Genomic DNA, 18,845 nt, shown 5'->3' on the forward strand with positions numbered 1-18,845 from the left:
AAAATAGAAGCTGGCTTTATATTTTATTAAAAAACGATTGTACTTGGCTACAATGAAAGCAACTACTTTTTCTTTCGTAAATAGTATGCTATCATAGTTTAAGACTGTTTAAATCAGTTATCCAGCACTCGTTAAGAGTACGGAAATTTTTCAAGGGGTGAGACCATGTACGACAACACTAGCGGAAATGAAACTGTACGTTGTTCATTTTGCGGTAAATCGCAAGAAGAAGTGCGTAAGATCGTCGCCGGTCCCGGGGTCTACATTTGTAACGAGTGTATCGACTTATGCAAAGAGATCATTGACGAGGAGTTCCTGGATGAAGAAGTGCGGGAATTCATCGATGTACCTAAACCAAAAGAAATCTTAGCAATTTTAAATGAATATGTAATCGGGCAAGACCGTGCGAAAAAAGCATTGGCTGTGGCGGTTTACAATCATTACAAACGTGTGAATGCGGAAAGTAGCGAAGATGAGGTAGAATTACAAAAGAGTAATATCTGTTTAATCGGGCCTACCGGCTCAGGAAAAACTTTCTTAGCCCAAACATTAGCCCGTTCTCTTAACGTTCCATTTGCAATTGCGGATGCTACAAGCTTGACAGAAGCTGGTTATGTAGGTGAAGATGTCGAAAATATTTTATTAAAACTTTTACAAGCGGCTGACTTCAATGTTGAAAGAGCCCAAAAAGGGATTATTTATATTGATGAAATCGATAAAATTGCCCGTAAGAGTGAGAATGTTTCGATTACACGAGATGTTTCTGGTGAAGGCGTGCAGCAAGCTTTGCTTAAAATCTTAGAAGGCACAGAAGCAAGTGTACCACCACAAGGCGGCAGAAAGCATCCTCATCAAGAAATGATTCAAATTGATACGACTAACATCTTATTTATCGTTGGTGGTGCTTTTGATGGAATTGAAACGATCGTTAAAAATCGAATGGGTGAAAAAATCATCGGTTTTGGCACGAACAATAAAAAAATCGGTGATGACGAAAGTGTGATGCAACACATCATCCCTGAAGATTTATTGAAGTTTGGTTTGATTCCAGAATTTATCGGGCGCTTGCCAGTCATGGCTGCCTTAGATAAATTGACAAATGATGATTTAGTCCGCATTTTAACGGAGCCTAAAAATGCATTAGTCAAACAATACAAAAAGTTGATGTCTTTAGATGAGACTGAATTAACCTTTGAACCATCCGCGCTAAAAGCAATTGCAGCAAAAGCGATTGAGCGTAATACTGGTGCGCGGGGTCTGCGCTCGATTATTGAAGATATTATGATGGATGTCATGTTTGATGTGCCAAGCGATGGAGATATTAAAGAAGTTATCATCACAGAAGATGCTGTCACAGGTGTTGGTACACCAAAAGTTATTTATGCTGAGAAAAAAGCGGGATAAATGAACAAAAAAGCTGGGGCTCGTACCCAGCTTTTAGCTTGATTTTTAAAGGAGTGAAATAGATGAAAGTTCATAACGCAGAAATTGTGATTAGTGCCGTAGCGCCAAAACAATATCCCGAAACAGATTTACCAGAAATCGCGTTGGCAGGACGTTCTAATGTCGGAAAATCGTCTTTCATTAATACGCTAATCCAGCGAAAAAATCTTGCCCGAACTTCTTCTAAGCCCGGAAAAACCCAAACTCTCAATTTCTATTTGATTGAGGATACATTGCACTTTGTTGACGTTCCAGGCTATGGCTACGCCAAAGTGTCTAAGAGTGAACGGGCCAAATGGGGGCAGATGATTGAAACTTACTTGACTCAAAGGGAACAATTGAAGGCAGTAGTATCTTTAGTCGATTTACGCCATGCCCCTAGTCAAGAAGATATTCAAATGTATCAGTTTTTGAAGTACTACGACTTACCTGTAATCGTAGTTGCAACAAAAGCGGATAAAATTCCCCGTGGCAAATGGAATAAACACGAATCAGTCATTAAAAAAGCTTTGGATTTTGATAAATCGGATACCTTCATTATTTTTTCTTCGGTGACCAAAGAAGGAAAAGAAGAAGCGTGGCAAGCTATTGAAAGAGCAATTAAATAGAGTCGAATCATTTCTGATTCGACTCTGTTTTTTTGCTCTTTTTTTGTTCTTTTTTTATTTCTGGTTTTAAAAAACGGGAAACATCAACTTCCTCTTTTTTGTCCGGTAAAATTACCAAATCATCAAACATTTTATCTAATGAATCATCTCGTTCAAATTTCAAACCCATCGCAATCCACCTCCAGTTAGAGTTTAGCACGTTTTAGTAGGATTTTTAAGAAAAAACGATTCCTTTTTACTTTTTTTTAACGCCAATATTAGTTATAATAAAATTATAGAAAGATTAAAAGGCGGTGAGATGATGAAGTTGACAAATAAGATGTTTATCACAGTGCAATATATCAACTTAAATGACCAAATGATCAAGCGTCATTTGCAAGACTGGCTTGTCTTTGTTCGCCTGCTCTATCAACCACAGCAGATGATTGTGAACCATGAAGAGATGCAGTCTTTTTCTTTAAAGCGTGTTCATCAACTTTTGAGTCAATTAACTGAGCAAGAAGATTTGGAGTTTATTGTAAAAGAAGGTCCCAATGAATCTTATTTTCATTTGGTCGATGGTAATTTATTAGAAAAGCATCTCGTTTCACAAGAAATCTTTTTAAAAAACAAGCAAATAATCTTAAATTATGTCGATGTCAAAATGAAGGAACGCGGCTTATTTGGCTACATCAGAAATTACGATGAGTATTTGTATCACAATACCGATGATATAAAAATGCGCCAAGTATTTCAGCCGCTAGCAGAAATAGAAAAATTACCTAAAATCCGTAATAAAGAAAATAAAACGGTGGTAGATTGTAATCAGTTTGCCGGGTATGACATTTTTTATCGTGGTTTTTGTTTAACTTCCTGTTGGCGCGTCTACTTCACCGCTCGTTATCATAAAATCATTCCATTAGCGGTGGTAGAAGAAGTGCAACAAGTTGAACAAGTAACAAAAACTGCAGAAGATGTGTGGTTTGTTGAACTTTACAAAGATCCCTATCGTTGGCAAGAAGACTTGAATTTGGGCTATCAGCGCTTGTTTAGAGACCAGATGGGGATTGATCAATTAGCCTGGGATAATGGCGTTGGAATATTACGTGAACCCTTAATTGAATACGCATACACAGAAAATGTCATTCAGACAGTTCAATACCAAAATGACCGGCTGCAGCCAACACCTAAAAAAGAAGCAACGCATTTTGTGACCCGTGTTTATGATATTGTTCACGATAATTACCAAGAAAGACGTGTCAAAGGCGTTTTAAATGCGCAGGCTTATTTTCCTTGGATCGATGAGCAGGGAATGAAGATGATGAATTATCTTGTTTTAAATCCGCAGTATTCTCTGGATGAGGGTCTTTGCGCATATGAATTTTATTTGCGGAACTACTTAGAAATAAATATCACCGATGATCGCTACCATGAATATTTAGCAATCTTAAATATTTATCTGCCGGATGATTTTCTAACTAAAGTGCCATATAAAATCTTAAAAGAGCGGATGCAAGATATCCATTTTACACGGTTAAAAAAACGCAAACAGCGTGTATATTTTGATATGAAAAAGAAAAAAAATCATTTGCGTGTCAATTTTGTACCATTTTCGGCAATGAAAAATACGAATGAAATAAAAGTCGTGTAGGGGGTTAAAAAATGGAAGATTTATTGTTTAAAAAGTATATGTTACCAACGGGTGTTCTGACAATCTTACTGTTAATGTTACCGGATTTTTTCATGAAAATTCCGTTAGCCCTAGCGATTATTTTATTAGGAAGCTGCCTATGTATTTACAAGTATTGGCAATTAGAAGTAAAATTGGAAGTTCAAAAAATTAGGAGTGGGAAAGAGTAGTAATTTTTCACTAGCAATGTCTGTTATAAAAAAGACCAACAATTCATCAATATGAATCGTTGGTCTTTTTACGAAGTTTTATTTGTTTAGTTAACGTCTTTTTTTAATAATCCAAAAATGATACCAGAAATTACTGCCCCGATGGCAATAAATACTAGATATAAAATTGGGTTGCTGACTAAGAATACTACGAAAATACCACCATGAGGTGCAAGTAACAGAATATCTTTAGCACCAACTAATGCTCCTGTAATTGCAGAACCGATAATGAAACTTGGAATAGCACGTAGCGGATCAGCTGCAGCAAATGGAATAGAGCCCTCGGTAACAAAAGACAGTCCCATTACAATGTTTGTTAAACCAGCATCTTGTTGATCTTTCGTAAATTTATTTTTGAATAAACGTGTAGCTACAAAAATTGCTAATGGAGGAACCATACCACCGGCCATGACAGAGGCCATTACCACACTACCGCCAGAAGCGACTGTAGTAGCTAATGTTGCTGTACCAAAAACATAGGCTGCTTTATTAATTGGGCCACCCAAATCTGCTGCCATCATACCAGCTAGTAAAGCGCCAAGTAAAGCTGCATTAGAACCACTTAAACCAGTTAAGAAACTATTTAACGCATCGTTAATTACTTTCATGGGTACGTTGATGATGAGCATTAGAAAACCAGTAATTAAAAGTCCGAATACTGGATAGAACAAAATAGTTTTAATCCCATCAAGTGATTTTGGTAGACCTTTAAATAATTTCCGTAAGAACAAGATAACATAACCACCAAGGAAACCACCAATTAAAGCACCTAAGAAGCCAGCACCGCCAGTATTTGCTAAAGCACCTGCGGCAAAACCAACAATTAAACCAGGACGATCAGCAATACTTGAAGCAATAAAACCAGCTAAGACTGGCAACATAAAACCAAACGCTGCACTACCAATTTGGTTGAACCAAGATGCTTGTATATTATAGTTACCTAATTGCGCTAAACTGTCTTTTGGAACGCCCATAAATTGGTCAATCATAAAGGATAAAGCAATGGCAATCCCACCACCGATAACAAACGGTAACATGTGTGAAACACCGTTCATTAAGTCTTTATATATCCGTTGTCCTACCGTGCCATCTGCGCTTTCATCTGAACTACTAGAGGCAGAACCATCGCCTTTAAATACTGGCGCAGAACCGCTCAATGCTTCATTGATCAAGTTTTCTGGTTTGCGAATACCATCACTAACAGGGCGGTTCACTAAATGTTTGCCATCAAAGCGATCCATTTCAACTTTTTTGTCTGCAGCGACAATGACACCATCAGCGCGAGCAATATCTTCAGCCGTTAAACGATTTTTAATTCCTTCTGAGCCGTTTGTCTCAACTTTAATGTCAACACCCATTTCTTTGGCTTGTTTTTTCAAGGCGTCTTCGGCCATGTAAGTATGGGCGATACCAGTTGGACAAGCGGTAACAGCAACAATGTATTTGCGATTAAAACTCTTTAATTCTTCTTCTTCGGCAGCTTTCTTTTCAGCTTTTGCTTCTTCGTCTTTTTTTGCTTGTGCGTCGGTAAATAGTTGTTGCACTTCATCTGGTGTTTTGGCTGATTTTAATTGTGCAACAAAATCAGCATCAATGAGCAAACGAGAAAGGGCAGCTAACGCTTGTAAATGGGTATCGTTTGCACCTTCTGGAGCGGCAATCATGAAAAATAGATAAGTAGGTTGACCATCTAGTGCTTCATAGTCAACACCGGCATTACTTTTAGCAAATAATACTGTCGCTTCTTTAACGGCTTTATTTTTTGCATGGGGCATCGCAATTCCATCACCTAAACCAGTTGAAGTTTGTGCTTCTCGGGCTAAAATACCTTCTTTGTAAACTGCGATGTCTGAAATTCGGCCGACATCATACATTTTTTGAACCATTTCATCGATTGCACCTTTTTTGTCAGTGGCCTTCAGATCCATAATCATGGCATCTTTAATCAATAATTCATTGATATTCATTGTTTTCCTCCTTAATGTTAAAACGACAGCTTATTTTTAACCGAAATTAATCGGCAATTTTTTCAATTACAACTTCAGCTAATAGTTCTTGAATAAATTCTGCTTGTGCCAAATCATCTGAAAACGCAGTGGCACTTCCGCTGGCAACGCCCCATTTAAAGGCATTCACTGCATCCTTATTCTCACTATAGGCGCCGATGAAACCTGCGATCATAGAGTCGCCTGCACCGACTGAATTTTTTAAGGGGCGTTTTAATACATTTGATTGGTAAACGCCTTCTTTTGTGAAGAGCAGTGCGCCATCGCCAGCCATTGAAATGATGGCGTTTTGAGCTCCGGTATTCAGCAGTTTCTTACCAAAAGGAATGATATCTGAAATGCTGTTGAAAGTAGTGTGATAAGCTTCTGCTAATTCGTGGTTATTTGGTTTTACTAATACCGGTTGACTAGTCAAAGCATCCATCAAGTCTTGACCGGTCGTATCAATAACAAAATCAGCTTTATTTTCTTTTACTAATTGAACAAGCTCTTGATAAAAGCCACTTGGTAAACTAGCAGGAGCGCTGCCAGATAAAACGACGATATCTCCTTTAGTAACAGTGCTTAATTTTGCTTTTAAATCGGCAATGTCTTTTGCTGAAATGTCAGGACCTAGACCGTTGATTTCCGTTTCAGCTTCTGCCTTTAACTTAATGTTAATCCGCGTATCTGCGTTAATTTGGGTGAAGTTTTGTTCAATATTTTCCTGACTTAGCCAGTCAGTGATAAAAGTACCCGTAAAACCACCTAAAAATCCTAAGGCGATATTTTCAACATTATTCCGCTTTAATATGCGGGAGACGTTAATACCCTTACCACCAGGTAATTTCAGATCTTTTTTCATCCGATTTACTTCACCGATTTTTAAGTCATCCACATGGACGATATAGTCGATTGAGGGGTTTAGCGTAACGGTGTAAATCATTTTTTTGCCTCCAATATTTTGACTTCACGATACAAGTCTACGTGCTCTTCAGGACAATAATCTGTCAAGATGGTAGCTGCATCTAATGGTGCTACTTTTGCAAAGCTAATTTGATTAAACTTACTATGGTCTGCCAAAATAAATCCTTCTTCTGCTTGTTGTAGGGCTACTTTTTTTAAAATTGCTTCTTCTGGATCAGGAGTAGTATATCCTGCAGTTAAGTCAATTCCGTTTATACCTAAAAACGCTTTGTTGAAATTAAATTCAGCCAATTGTTTTAAGCTGGTATTTCCCAACGTGGCATTGGTTGAAAGTTTAATGGCTCCACCCAAGATGATGGTATCGATATTTAAATCAATCAATTGTGCAGCGTGTTTAACGGAATTGGTCACAACTTTTAAAGATGTTCCAGTCGTAAGTAGGGGAATTAATTCTAATGTACTACTTCCGGCATCCAAATAAATGACATCATCTTTTTGAATTTGTGTGACTGCGAGTTTAGCGATCATTTGTTTAGCAGAAACATTTTCCTTAGTTTTTGTCTGCATGTCTGCTTCAAAACCAATATGCTGACCTGCTCGCTTTGCACCGCCATGGATCCGAATTAGCAATTTTTGATTCTCTAATTCTTGTAAATCACGTCGAATTGTTGATTCAGAAGCATCTAATAAGTTGGTTAACTCATGCAGTTTGACGATATTATTTTGAGCAAGGAGTTGCAAAATTTTTTGTTGTCTTTCTTCTGTAAGCATTTACAATTCCTCCTTCGACCATATAGTAGCACGTTTTTCTTTCAAATTCAACTACAAACAGTCAAAAACGTTCAAAACAAATCACAAAAGAAATTGAAAAGGGTTAAAAAACTGCAGTGGAAGGGCTAACAATTGAAAAAAGTTGAGAACTTTGGCTTAATTATAAGTAGAAGGGTGTTGGTAAAATGAATAAAACTTTATTACAGGCATTTCAATGGGAACTTGAGGCCAACAGTAATCATTGGCAGTCATTGGTTACAGAAATTGATTACTTTAAAAAATTGGGCATCAATGCACTTTGGCTACCTCCAGCAGCAAAAGGGTCTGCAGGTGTAAATGACGTTGGTTACGGTACTTATGACCTCTATGATTTAGGTGAATTTGATTAAAAAGGTTCAGTTGCAACCAAATACGGTACAAAAGAAGAATATTTGACGGCAATTAAAAAGTTACAAGAAAATCAAATAGATGTTTATGCAGACATTGTTTTTAATCATTTTATGGGAGCTGATGAGACAGAAAAAGTCTCAGCTGTTAAATACAGTTGGGATAATCGTAATCAGCAAATTAGTGATGAAGAAGAAATTGAGGCATGGACGCGCTTTACTTTTCCAGGTCGCAAAGGAAAATATGATGATTATATATGGAGCTGGCGGAATTTTTCTGGCGTTGATTATGATGCCCATAATAAAGATCATGCAATTTTTAATCTTGCCGATAAGGGCTGGGTTTCAGATGTCGACTCGGAAAATGGTAACTTTGACTATTTGATGGGCTGTAATTTGGACATGACTTATGAAGAAACAATCGAACAGTTGGATCGTTGGGGCAAATGGTTTTTAGAACAGACGAATGTCGATGGTTTCCGCTTGGATGCAGTGAAGCATATTCAATTTGACTTTTTTGTTGATTGGTTATTGAAGCGAAGGCAAGAAAAAGGGGCACCGCTTTTTGTAGTAGGAGAATATTGGACCGATGAGTTAGACAAATTGGAAAACTATATTGATTCTTCTGGCAACCTAATTTATTTATTTGACGTGCCTTTACACTTTAATTTTTATCAAGCTAGTCGCGGAAACGGTACCTTTGACTTACGGGAGATTTTTACGGGAACTCTAGTAGAGTCAAGGCCTGAATATGCAGTAACTTTTGTGGATAATCACGATACTCAAAAAGGACAAAGTTTAGAATCATGGGTGGAGGGCTGGTTTAAAGTTCATGCCTATGCGCTAATTTTATTACGTAAAATTGGCACGCCCACTGTTTTTTGGGGAGATTTGTATGGTATTAAAACACAAAACATTGGACCAGTGGGGGAAAAGCTTGAGTACCTACTTAAAATCCGCCAACACTTAGCCTATGGTAACGAAGTGGATTACTTTGATGATCCTGATTGCATTGGGTGGGTTTTTACAGGGGACTTTGATAAAGAATTATCTGGTTTTGCAGTCATTTTAACGGATTCTGATGCCAATCAAAAAGAGATGACCATCAGCGCAATTCATGCTGGGAAAACATTTGTTGATGTTTTGAAAAATAATGATACTCATGTTGTATTGGATGAAAATGGTCGTGGTTTGTTTCCGGTAAATGGTGGACAAATTTCTGTGTACGTTAATGAGGATGTGGCAAAAAAAATTTGGGCCCTGTAGAATAGGAGTGCATTTAAATGAAAAAATTAGGGATTTGGTTTGGTTTATTGTGTATTTTGCAAGGTGTGGTGCCGATGCAAGTAGTAGCACAAACGTTGACAGAAACAAAAGGTAGCGTCAATAGTGAAGCTGTATCAGAAACGGATATAAGAAGCGATACTGCACTTACTTCTTCAACAGAGGAAATAAGTTTAAGTGAAGAATTTACAAGTAGCAGTGAACAGACAATCGAAAAAAATGAAACGAGTACCTCGTTGAATGAAGAAACAAAGACTGATTCAAGCACTACGCAAAGTTCAACAAGACAGTCAGAAAAACAATCAGAAAAGCAATTGCAAAATAAAAAGGCTACCTTTATTAAAAGCAACTTAGTTCAAGCAAAATATGTCACTTTGACTAATCAAAATTATTCATTAAAAATTTATCAAAATTTGACAGATTTAAATACTTACACAACACCAAACAAAGAGCAATTAAATAAAACGTATCAGGTTACTAAAACGATTACTTTAGAAGGACAAGACTACTACTTACTTACTAGTGGGAACAAAGATCTGGGGTATGTTTTGGTGGCAGATGTTACCACAAGTGACTTCTCACAAGGAAATGAGATTTCCTATGAAGTAGAAAAATATTTTGTCACACTAGAGGAGAAAAATGTCTTATTTGCTAATTTTTCTTCGGCTCCACAATCTACTAAGAGTATTTTGCGTAAGACATTAAAAGCTAAAGGCTATTATATTGATTACTCTGGTACACGGTATGAGGTGCTTGTTGATAACAAAAATGATGCTGTTGGGATCGTTGATGCTACGGTTTTAAAAGAAACTTCTGCAGGAGGGATTTATCAAGCAAATCGCCAATATGTTACATTTGTGGAAAAAAGTGGTGATATATATAAGGACTTTAATTTTGCATTGCGTAATAAAACCACTGCTTACTATTTAAAAACTTATGATGCACGGGGATTTTATCTCCACTTTAATGGGAAGAAATATTACACGATTTATGATAATAAAGGTAAGTGGATTGGCTATGTGCCAGAAAATTTTGTTAAAACTGGTAATGGCAAAGGTGGTATTTACCAAAGTAGTAATCGCTACATTACGTTTACGAATGCTAACTATGGGATGTACAGTAATTTTGATTTTAAAAAGTTACGGACAACTAAAGCGCTGTATAAAAAAACATATCAAGCCCGAGGTTATTATGAACATTTTAACGGGGCCCGTTATTATACCGTTTACGATAACAAAGGCAAGTGGCTGGGTTATGTGAATGCTGCAAGTGCAAAAACCGGTAATGGCAAAGGTGGTATTTACCAAAGTAGTAATCGTTACATTACGTTTACGAACGCTAACTATTGGATGTACAGTAATTTTAATTTTAAAAAATTACGCACCACCAAGAACTTATACAAAAAAACATATCAAGCCCGAGGTTATTATGAACATTTTAACGGGGCCCGTTATTATACTGTATACGATAACAAAGGCAAATGGTTGGGTTATGTGAATGCCGCAAGTGCAAAAACCGGTAATGGCAAAGGCGGAATGTATCAAAAATTAGGGGATGAAGGCGTTGTTATTTCCCGTAATTATTTAACTTACAATGATTTTAATTTTAAAAAACGTGGAAAAACCTCTGCTATTTTCAATCAAAGTGTTCAAGCTCGCGGCTATTATCAACATTTTAACGGGGCAAAATACTATTCCATTTATAATGGCAAAGGCAAGTGGCTAGGTTATGTCAATAGTGCAGCGGTCCGGATTAAAAAAGGTACAGCTGCATATTTGGGAACAACGCGGGGAAAAGTATTAAAGCATATGACGGCCAATGAGAAAAATGGCTTTTATGTTGGAACGCGCTATCGAGGGTTAGGCTATGGTGGTATCAGCAATCAAGAAGTATTCATGCAACCAAAGGGTCGTCCCAATAAATATGGACAAGGTATGAACTGTACGGGATTTGTAGCTGCAGCAATGCGTAACAGCGGGGCTAATTTAGCGCCAATTACACGTTTAGGGTATGGCGGTGCGGCAAATGCTACATTGTGGCGCGATGCCTTGAAGAAAAATTGTAAATATTACACGTATGGTTCCATCAACGCATTACTAAAAAGTGGTCGTGCTAAAAAAGGTGATATTTTATACCTTGAAGGGCGTTGGGGAGAATATGGAGCGGATTGTCACATTGGTATCTTTTGGGGGAATAATGGTCATCAAAACCGCTTTTGGCATCAGGTATTAGCAGGTAATATGATTTCCAATATTTTTTCTGGCACGCCGTATTCGATGGTCTACTTATTCCCACAAGAATAAAAAAAACGCGAGATCCTGTTGGGTCTTGCGTTTTTTGTTCTAGCCGTTTTTCTTATCACATTTGTTCATTAATAGTGCGGACAATATCACCAGCATGGGTCGTATCTGTTAGAATTTCTAACGTATCCCCCATTTTGATAACTGTATCCCCATGGGGGAGAATTTCACGATCACCACGACGTAAAAGTGCTAAGAGCATATGATTTGGCCAATCAAAATCACGAACCAACGTCCCATCTAGTTTGCTACCAGCCAAAACTGGGATTTCGACAGTTGTTCTTTGCCCGGTTAAATGCGTCTTTTTGCCTTTCACAAGTCGCTCCAAAAGTGCCTCATAAATTGGATCGCCACCTAAAATATCTACTACGACATATGCTACTAGTGCAGTCAAGCCGAGGGGCATTAAATGTACGAGTGATCCAACCATTTCAGTGACCAAAATGATGGCAGTTAGCGGTGCCTTACCGATGGCAGCAAAATATCCTGCCATGGCGATCACGATGAAATCTTTAACAAAGGTGGGCTCTAAACCAAAGAAAATCACAGCGCAGTTAGCAAAAAGACTACCTATTATTGCGCCTAGAGTTAAAATGGGTAAAAATATCCCACCAGGAAGTCCGGAGCCATAAGAAATCATCGAAAAAATAAAACGCAAGCTCAGTAAACCAAATAATGCGATTAAAGTAGGGGAATGTTGCCCTAAAGCAATAATGATTTGATTGCCGCCGCCAAGATAATTAGGAAAAAATAGGCCGACAAAAATGACCAAAAGAAATGGAATAATACCACGCAAATGAGCCGGTAAGGGTAAAAAGCCATACCATTTCTCTAGTGCTAGTAAAATAACTTGATAAAAGCGGCCTAAAATCCCTAAGACAATTCCTAATAAAATAAGTAGCCAATAATGTCTTAACGGCAAAGAAGGAATATCACCTAAATGCAGTACCGGTTGTAAGCCAAAAATAGTTAAAGAAACGAAATTAGACATTAAAGCGGCAGCAAAAGAGGTCAACCAAACCAATGGGGAAAAGTTATGATGAACTTCTTCAACGACAAATAATAAGCCGGCAACAGGTGCATTAAAGGCAGCGGCCAAACCAGCAGCTGCACCACTGGACAGTAAAATTTTCTCTTCGCTTTTGCCAGCTTTCATTTTAGTAGCAACACCTTGAGCACAGCTGGCCCCCAGCTGGATAGAGGGGCCTTCTCTTCCAAGGAATAAGCCTGTACCAACGCTTAAAATACCGCCGATAAATTTCTTCCACAAAACCGACCACCACAAAACCGAAATTTCATCTTTCAACTGTCCTTCAACCTGAGGAATCCCACTTCCTTTAATATTGGGCTCGCTTTTAATTAAAGCACCAACGACAATGGCACATAAAAGCATCAAAATAGTCCAAGGAATTAAAAAAATTGGCTGTACTTTTAAGTACTGATAAATGACAGGTAAAATTTCACCAATCTTTTCAATCCAAAGGCGAAATACACTCACCACAATTCCCGCCAAAGTCCCAACTAAAATTCCTTTTCCAATATATTTTATTTTTGTTTTATCTAGCGTATCCAAAAACTTCTTCACATTAACCCCGCCGTTTCCTTCATCCACTTGTCAAAATAGACTGCGTTATTATCATAGCGGATTTTTTTTAATAGGACAAATAAATTTCGGCTAAAAGAGCAAAGCACAATTGTGTCTGCTTTTTTACATCTTTTTATATTCCTGTGAACTTATAAAAAACCTAAGATTTTTTCCTTTTTCAATTTATCCAAAGAGGCTAAAATGCTATAATTAAAAAGATTGAATTAGAGAGGATGTTGTTATGTGTCACCCAATCCATTATTAGAGGGAATGAATCCTCGTCAAAAAGAAGCTGTCAAAAATACAGAAGGTCCATTGTTGCTCATGGCAGGAGCTGGAAGTGGTAAAACCCGCGTGTTAACTCATAGAATCGCGTATTTAATTGAAGAAAAAGAAGTAAATCCTTGGAATATTTTGGCGATTACTTTTACAAATAAAGCTGCTAAAGAAATGAAAGAACGGGTGAATAAAATTATCCCGGCTGGTGGTGAAGATGTCTGGGTCTCTACTTTTCACTCAATGTGTGTTCGCATATTGCGACGAGAGGTAGATTATATTGGCTATTCGCGGAATTTTACCATTATTGATGGTTCTGAACAATTAACCTTAATGAAGCGTGTTTTAAAAGAATTGAATATCGATCCAAAAAAATATGATCCACGCTCTATTTTAGCGGCGATTTCAAATGCTAAAAATGCACTTTTAACACCAAGTGATTATGAAGCACAACAAGGTGCATTTTTTGAAGAGATTGTTGCCCGTTGTTATGATATGTATCAACAAGAATTAAAAGTAAATGAATGTATGGACTTTGATGACTTAATCATGAATACAATTCGTTTATTTAAAGAGCATCCTGAATCACTGCACTATTATCAAAATAAATTTCATTATATCCATGTTGATGAATATCAAGATACCAACCATGCCCAATATACGTTAGTTAATATGCTGGCTGAGCGTTTTCGCAATTTATGTGTGGTGGGAGATGCCGATCAAAGTATTTATGGTTGGCGGGGAGCAGATATGCAAAACATCTTGGACTTTGAAAAAGATTATCCTGACGCTAAAGTTATTTTATTGGAGCAAAATTATCGTTCCACTCAAAATATCTTAAATGCCGCAAACCAAGTAATTCAAAATAACCAAAATCGCAAAGACAAAAAGCTTTGGACACAAAACGATTCAGGCGAGAAAATCACTTATTATCGTGGTGACAATGAACGAGATGAGGCACGATTTATCGTCAGTGAAATTCAGCAAAAAAAACAAGAACAAAAACGTGATTACGGTGATTTCGCTATTTTATATCGGACCAATGCCCAATCTCGTGTGGTTGAAGAAACGTTATTGAAGTCAAATATGCCTTACAAAATGGTAGGCGGCCATAAGTTCTACGATCGAAAAGAAATTAAAGATATTCTGGCATACTTGCAAGTCATTGCCAATCCCGCTGATTCATTAAGTTTTGAACGAATTGTTAATGTACCAAAACGCGGTATTGGGACTACTTCGTTAGAGAAATTGCGACAATTTGGTAATCTCCACGGCTTTTCACTTTTAGAAGCAGCTGAAAATTCAGCATTGGCCAATATTAGTGGTAAAGCAGGGAAAGAGTTGGCTGATTTTGCCGAACTAATCGCAAACTTTCAAAAAATGCGCACCTATTTAACTGTTACCGAATTGACCAAAGAGGTCTTAGCAAAAAGTGGTTACGAAGATGAATTGAAGCGCCAAAACACGCTAGAAGCCCAAAACCGCTTAGAAAACTTAGAAGAGTTTTTAACAGTAACACAAGAATTTGATAAAAATTACGAGCGGGAAAATAGCGGCGATGAAGAAAATGCAGACGATAAATTATCGGTCTTTTTAAATGATTTGGCTTTGTTGTCAGATGTGGATAGTTTTGAAGAGTCAAATAGTCAAGTGACGTTAATGACCCTTCACGCTGCTAAAGGACTGGAATTTCCTGTTGTCTTTTTAATTGGCTTAGAAGAAGGGGTATTTCCCTTATCACGAGCGCTAATGGAAGAAAGTGAATTAGAAGAAGAGCGACGCTTGGCTTATGTAGGGATCACAAGGGCAGAAGAGGAATTGTATTTAACGAACGCTTTCACTCGGACCTTATACGGGAAAACCCAATACAACCGCCCTTCTCGCTTTTTAGAAGAAATTGAAGATGACCTACTTACAAAAGCTGGTCAAGTAGCACAGCCCGCAAATAGTCGCCCTTTTTCTGCTAGAAAAGCTCAAGCAACCAGAACATACCAACAACCGTCTATTACCGGGGTAACTGCAAAACAAAATACCGGTGGCGAGAAATCAGCTTGGCAAGTTGGAGATAAATTACGCCATAAAAAATGGGGAGTTGGAACCGTGGTAAAAACAAATGGGACGGCAAAAGATATGGAATTGGACGTTGCTTTTCCAGAGCAAGGAATCAAACGCCTGTTAGCAGCTTTTGCCCCAATCGAAAAAGTTTAGTTTTTAGAAAGGAAAAGTGTGCATGTCAGAATCTATAACGGAATTAGCAAAAAAAGCAGCTGCTTTACGACAAGAATTAAACACCTATGCCTATGAATACTATGTTAAAGATAATCCGACAGTTGAAGATTATGTCTATGACAAACTTTATCACGATTTAGTTGCCATCGAAGCAAGCTATCCTGAGCTTGTGACACCTGACTCACCAACACAACGGGTAGGCGGACAAGTATTACAAGGATTTGAAAAAGTTGTTCACGATGTGCCCTTATATAGTTTGAATGATGTCTTTAATAAAGAAGAGATCATCGCCTTTACAAACCGGGTGACAAAAGAGTTAGGAGAAAACGTTACGTATGTTTGTGAATTGAAAATCGACGGACTTTCGGTGACATTACGCTATGAAGAGGGACTTTTTATTCGGGGGGCTACTCGTGGAGATGGAACAGTTGGCGAAAATATTACCGAGAATTTAAAAACGGTGCGTTCGATTCCGTTGCGTTTACAAGAACCTTTGACAATTGAAGTCCGGGGTGAGTGTTTTATGCCCAAAAAATCCTTTGTGGCTTTAAATGAAAAAAGAGACGAAGCCGGACAAGCGATTTTTGCTAATCCCCGGAATGCTGCGGCAGGTAGTTTACGACAATTAGATCCCAAAGTCACGGCCAAACGAAATTTAGATACTTTTTTATATACAGTAGTTGATTTTGGACCACTACATGTTGATGACCAATATACTGCTTTAAAGCAATTAGAAAATGTTGGCTTTCACGTTAACAAAGAGCGGCGCCTATGCAAAAATATTGATGAAATTTGGGCTTATATCGAAGAATTCCACAAACGGCGGACAACACTGCCATATGAAATCGATGGGGTGGTAATTAAGGTCAATGATTTTCACCAACAAGATGAATTAGGCTTCACAGTTAAAGCACCCCGGTGGGCGGCTGCTTATAAATTTCCACCAGAAGAAGCGCAAACGACATTACTGGATATTGAATGGTCAATTGGCCGAACCGGTGTGATTACCCCAACCGCTGTCATGGAGCCTGTCAGAATAGCGGGTACTACCGTTAGTCGGGCTAGTTTGCACAATGTTGATTTTATTAAACAAAAGGATTTGCACACTTTTGATACTGTTACAATTTACAAAGCCGGTGACATCATCCCAGAAGTAGCGCAAGTCGTCTTGCCTTTACGAAAAAAAGATAGTCAGCCTGTTTCAATTCCAACTACTTGTCCAATTTGTGGCAGTGAGTTGGTCCACTTAGACGATGAAGTGGCTTTACGGTGTATTAATCCCAAATGTCCTGCCTTAATCAAAGAAGGCTTACGTCATTTTGTTTCCCGGGACGCGATGAATATTGATGGTTTAGGGCCCAAAGTACTGGCTCAAATGTATGACCACCACTTATTAACCGATGTTGCGGGGCTATATAGTTTAACGCGTGAGCAGTTGTTGACGTTACCTAAAATCAAAGAAAAATCGGCCAACAATATTTTACAAGCGATTGCCGCTAGTAAAGATAATTCTGTTGAGCGTTTGTTGTTTGGTTTAGGAATTCGCCATGTTGGTGCCAAAGCGGCAAAGATCTTAGCCGAAAACTTTGGCGACTTAGCGTCAATTGCCATAGCAGACAAAAAAAGCATCATCTCGCTGGATACTTTGGGTGAAACAATTGCTGATAGTGTTGTGACTTATTTTGAAAACGAAGAGGTACATGAACTCCTACAAGAGTTAAAAACAGCAGGCGTTAACTTCTCCTTTAAAGGAAGAGTTGTTCAGCAATCAGAAATTGATTCACCTTTTAATGGTAAAACAATTGTTTTAACGGGTAAATTAACCCATTACAATCGCAATGAAGCCAAAGAAAAAATTGAAAATCTTGGTGGGAAAGTTACTGGTAGCGTGTCGAAAAAAACTGATATTGTAGTTGCGGGAGAAGATGCCGGTAGTAAGCTTTCAAAAGCAGAAGAGTTAGGCATTACTGTCTGGAATGAAGAGCAGATGGTAGAAGCGCTAGATAGGAGTTTAGTTAATGAAGATTAAATCATTGTTTTTAACAAGCGCATTAGTACTGTTGCTTACAGGTTGCGGCAATTTAGACAAAGGCGTTACAAATGTAGACAATGGCGGAAAAAATAATGGCGAAAATATGACGACTGGTCGAATTGACCGCTCCGAATATCAAGCTGTGATTAATGATGGTCGTTACAAAACGAGTGCAGCTAGAGAATTAAATGCCACAAAACTAAACAGTGGCTACAATCAAGATAATTTTGAAACAGGATTGTTGCGTTTATCCCACCAGACTTTTTCACCTGACAAATATTTTTTCCAAGAAGGTCAAAAGTTAGACTATGATACAATTGAAAAATGGTTGGAACGTAATTCAGACGAAAATAATCAAGGATTAAATCCTGCGGACAAAAGCCAACCTATCATTTTTCAACAATTAATGGAACAAGATTTCTTAAAAGAAGATGGGAAAACTTTAGCGGGAATGTCTTTGGGCTTTGCTTTTAACTCAGTTTACTATGGCGATGATAGTCAAACGCAAATCTCCCGGGATGAATTGATGGCCAATGCTAGAAAAACGATCAACGCTGTCCTTACAAGAGTACGTAAAATGGATGGTTTGAAAAATATCCCCATCGTGGTTGGCATCTTTGAACAAGCTAGTAAAGAAGATATCAACGGAGGAAATTACATCTATACCGCGGTGAGCAAAAACGGGGATACGACGATTGCTGATTTTAAAGGAGTTAACGAAAGTCATTTGGCACTTCCTGTAGCTGCCGATGCCAAAAATATCGCGACCCAAGATGGCATGAGTACGAAGTTTAATTCTTTTCAATCGGCGGTTCAAAATTTCTTTCCAAATTTAGTAGGTGTTACCGGTGAGATTTATTATGTCGATGAGCAGGCAGAAAACTTAACGATTACGATTGAAACAAAGTATTATAGTAAAACTGAAATTACAAGTTTCACGCAATATGTCGGAAAACAAGTAGAGTCAATTTTTGACTCGGTGAATGGTAATGTCGAAGTTCAAATTAATTCTGTGGAGGGACCACAAGCTTTCGTAGCGAAAAAACCCGAACAAAAAGAGATTATTTCTTATATTTTCAATTAGTGACTTGAAAAATAGGCGGAATTATTTCATTATAGAAAAGAAAAAGTATTTTACACA

General features: G+C 37.9%; 13 protein-coding genes and 1 pseudogene. 9 read left to right on the forward strand and 5 right to left on the reverse strand.

Translation table 11 applies throughout. The features are described 5' to 3' along the window. Positions 1 to 165 precede the first annotated feature (165 nt). Both clpX and yihA read left to right on the forward strand, forming a co-directional pair. A complete protein-coding gene (gene clpX / locus P3T75_RS06445) occupies positions 166 to 1,404 on the forward strand; it encodes an ATP-dependent Clp protease ATP-binding subunit ClpX (RefSeq protein ID WP_282462508.1) in 1,239 nt (412 codons plus the stop codon). 62 nt (positions 1,405 to 1,466) lie between these two features. After that, positions 1,467 to 2,051, forward strand: coding sequence for a ribosome biogenesis GTP-binding protein YihA/YsxC (yihA, locus tag P3T75_RS06450; RefSeq protein ID WP_282462509.1), 585 nt, complete (start codon positions 1,467 to 1,469; stop codon positions 2,049 to 2,051). A gap of 7 nt (positions 2,052 to 2,058) precedes the next feature. On the opposite strand, the gene P3T75_RS06455 is transcribed toward yihA, so the two are convergent. Further along, positions 2,059 to 2,220, reverse strand: a complete 162-nt coding sequence (locus P3T75_RS06455; RefSeq protein ID WP_206902747.1) for an SPJ_0845 family protein — start codon at positions 2,218 to 2,220, stop codon at positions 2,059 to 2,061. 129 nt (positions 2,221 to 2,349) lie between these two features. On the opposite strand from P3T75_RS06455, the gene P3T75_RS06460 reads away from it, so the two are divergent. Both P3T75_RS06460 and P3T75_RS06465 read left to right on the forward strand, forming a co-directional pair. Continuing rightward, positions 2,350 to 3,681 (forward strand): hypothetical protein, encoded by a 1,332-nt coding sequence (locus tag P3T75_RS06460; protein WP_282462510.1) that lies wholly within the window; start codon positions 2,350 to 2,352, stop codon positions 3,679 to 3,681. A gap of 11 nt (positions 3,682 to 3,692) precedes the next feature. Continuing rightward, a complete protein-coding gene (locus tag P3T75_RS06465; RefSeq protein WP_206902749.1) occupies positions 3,693 to 3,890 on the forward strand; it encodes a hypothetical protein in 198 nt (65 codons plus the stop codon). A gap of 86 nt (positions 3,891 to 3,976) precedes the next feature. Here P3T75_RS06465 and P3T75_RS06470 read toward each other — a convergent pair whose 3' ends face one another. The 3 genes from P3T75_RS06470 to P3T75_RS06480 are packed head-to-tail and all read right to left on the reverse strand — an operon-like array spanning position 3,977 to position 7,612. Further along, a complete protein-coding gene (locus P3T75_RS06470) occupies positions 3,977 to 5,896 on the reverse strand; it encodes a PTS fructose transporter subunit IIABC (RefSeq protein WP_206902750.1) in 1,920 nt (639 codons plus the stop codon). 46 nt (positions 5,897 to 5,942) lie between these two features. Further along, the gene (pfkB, locus tag P3T75_RS06475; protein ID WP_282462511.1) at positions 5,943 to 6,860 is read right to left on the reverse strand and encodes a 1-phosphofructokinase; all 918 of its coding nucleotides are present in this window, start codon (positions 6,858 to 6,860) and stop codon (positions 5,943 to 5,945) included. Continuing rightward, on the reverse strand, positions 6,857 to 7,612 hold the full coding sequence (locus tag P3T75_RS06480; RefSeq protein ID WP_282462512.1) for a DeoR/GlpR family DNA-binding transcription regulator: 756 nt from the start codon (positions 7,610 to 7,612) through the stop codon (positions 6,857 to 6,859). The genes pfkB and P3T75_RS06480 overlap by 4 nt, the downstream gene beginning before the upstream one ends. A 185-nt stretch (positions 7,613 to 7,797) precedes the next feature. Here P3T75_RS06480 and P3T75_RS06485 point away from each other — a divergent pair. Beyond that, a pseudogene (locus P3T75_RS06485) lies at positions 7,798 to 9,264 on the forward strand (alpha-amylase). A gap of 17 nt (positions 9,265 to 9,281) precedes the next feature. Continuing rightward, entirely contained in the window at positions 9,282 to 11,585 is a 2,304-nt protein-coding gene (locus tag P3T75_RS06490; protein WP_282462513.1) for a hypothetical protein, read from the forward strand. Positions 11,586 to 11,640: 55 nt separating this feature from the next. Here the strand turns inward: P3T75_RS06490 and P3T75_RS06495 are convergent, their stop codons facing one another. Then, positions 11,641 to 13,167: a ClC family H(+)/Cl(-) exchange transporter gene (locus P3T75_RS06495; RefSeq protein WP_282462575.1), complete on the reverse strand. Its 1,527-nt coding sequence runs from the start codon at positions 13,165 to 13,167 to the stop codon at positions 11,641 to 11,643. A gap of 270 nt (positions 13,168 to 13,437) precedes the next feature. Here P3T75_RS06495 and pcrA point away from each other — a divergent pair, with 270 nt between their 5' ends. The 3 genes from pcrA to P3T75_RS06510 are packed head-to-tail and all read left to right on the forward strand — an operon-like array spanning position 13,438 to position 18,788. Beyond that, the gene (gene pcrA, locus P3T75_RS06500) at positions 13,438 to 15,651 is read left to right on the forward strand and encodes a DNA helicase PcrA (RefSeq protein ID WP_206902878.1); all 2,214 of its coding nucleotides are present in this window, start codon (positions 13,438 to 13,440) and stop codon (positions 15,649 to 15,651) included. Positions 15,652 to 15,673: 22 nt separating this feature from the next. Then, complete coding sequence (ligA, locus tag P3T75_RS06505; protein ID WP_230710797.1) at positions 15,674 to 17,701, forward strand: NAD-dependent DNA ligase LigA; 2,028 nt, start codon at positions 15,674 to 15,676, stop codon at positions 17,699 to 17,701. Further along, positions 17,691 to 18,788: a CamS family sex pheromone protein gene (locus P3T75_RS06510; protein ID WP_206902756.1), complete on the forward strand. Its 1,098-nt coding sequence runs from the start codon at positions 17,691 to 17,693 to the stop codon at positions 18,786 to 18,788. Before ligA ends, P3T75_RS06510 begins: the two co-directional genes overlap by 11 nt. The last annotated feature ends 57 nt before the right edge of the window (positions 18,789 to 18,845 follow it).

Source organism: Enterococcus montenegrensis, from assembly GCF_029983095.1.
In the GTDB taxonomy this organism is placed as follows: Bacteria; Bacillota; Bacilli; order Lactobacillales; family Enterococcaceae; genus Enterococcus_C; species Enterococcus_C montenegrensis.